We start from the raw sequence: 1424 nt of genomic DNA on the forward strand, positions 1-1424 counted from the left end.
TATGACATTTCAACAATTTCGATACATCGTGGAGATCGCCAAGCACAATTCCATCAGTAAAGCTGCCTCCGCACTCTACGTGACACAGCCTAGTATCAGCAAATCAGTACGTGATTTGGAGGATGAGTTAGGGATCACGATTCTAGATAGAACGAACAAAGGTGTAGTCTTCACAAAAGAAGGCACAGAGTTATTATTCTATGCAAAAATGCTCTTAGAACAAATGGAGTCCGTTGTTTATCATTTTAATAAGGAGAAGAAAGCAGACTTAATGAAGTTTTCTATCTCCTCTCAGCATTATAGCTTTGCTATAGAGGCTGCTGCAAAGCTTATGGATTATCTTACTGAACGGAAATATGAGTTGACACTTCGAGAAGGAATGACAACGGATGTGATCGATGATGTATATGCAGGCAGAAGCATCTGTGGAATATTATCTCTGACTGATTTAAATAAAAGTTTTTTTGAGCGGTATTTCACCTCAAAATCCTTACTATTTATGCCTCTCGCTTCGATGAAGCAACACGTCTTTCTTCGAAAAGAGCACCCTTTAGCTCATCTCACATCCATTTCGTTGGAGCAGTTAAGGAACTATCCTTATTTGACTTACCAGCAGGATGATGTACTACTTCATTTTGCAGAAGAAGCCATTAATGTAGACACTATCAACAAATTAGTTTATGTAAAGGATAGAGGAGCTATGAATGACCTCTTATCCAATACGGATAGTTACAATCTGGGAACAGGCTGTATTGTCAATGATTATATAAACTCCAATATCATTTCGATTCCTTTAGAAGGAAGTACTGTGGTTCAAGTGGGATTTGTGAAGCGAACTGATGTATTCTTACCAGAAGAGCTATTAGTATATATTGAATTCTTGACAACATCTTTGAAAAAGTCTATGCCAAAGGATTTCTAAAATGGAAATCCTTTTCGTTACTCGAAATTACATTATGGTAACTAAAAATGTATATTCTTAAGGGCAAGATATTTTAATCTATTTCAAGGTGTTAGAGTATTTATTATCGATAACAAAATAAAAGAAGCAACCTCGGCATTGGCAAACGAGATTGCTCTTTCATAAGGGATTGTCCATACGTATCCGAAGTATGAAACATAAAAAGGTTACGATGCTTTGTAATTAGAAACCATTTTTAATGTGTTGCTGCATATGTATAAAAGGTGCACTTTTTATACGTTCTCCTTCCACCTGGATATTAGGACAAACCAGTCATACCAAGGATGTATAAAAAGCTGCATAACCCAGAAAAAGAGAACTCAACAGCCCCTTGCGGTGTATGACGTTCTTTTTTGTGGTGCATTTCGGAAGAGGTATTATGTAAACTAGCTTTGTATGTAGTATACAATAATAAAAAGAACCTAGTAACCGCTTTTATTTTTCCTCTAATTACTATTAATAC

Annotated in this window: 2 protein-coding genes; one reads left to right on the plus strand and one right to left on the minus strand. The window is 36.0% G+C overall.

The window, feature by feature from the left end:
* Nucleotides 1–922, plus strand: a 922-nt coding sequence (locus tag RB298_RS05155) for a LysR family transcriptional regulator (RefSeq protein WP_486046215.1), incomplete at its 5' end; no start/stop codon positions are given.
* Between the two features lie 298 nt (nucleotides 923–1220).
* On the opposite strand, the gene RB298_RS05160 is transcribed toward RB298_RS05155, so the two are convergent.
* On the minus strand, nucleotides 1221–1424 hold a 204-nt coding region (locus RB298_RS05160), incomplete at its 5' end, for a hypothetical protein (protein ID WP_486046217.1).

This window comes from Priestia sp. BR_2, assembly GCF_041954005.1.
In the GTDB taxonomy this organism is placed as follows: Bacteria; Bacillota; Bacilli; order Paenibacillales; family Paenibacillaceae; genus Paenibacillus_AQ; species Paenibacillus_AQ lautus_A.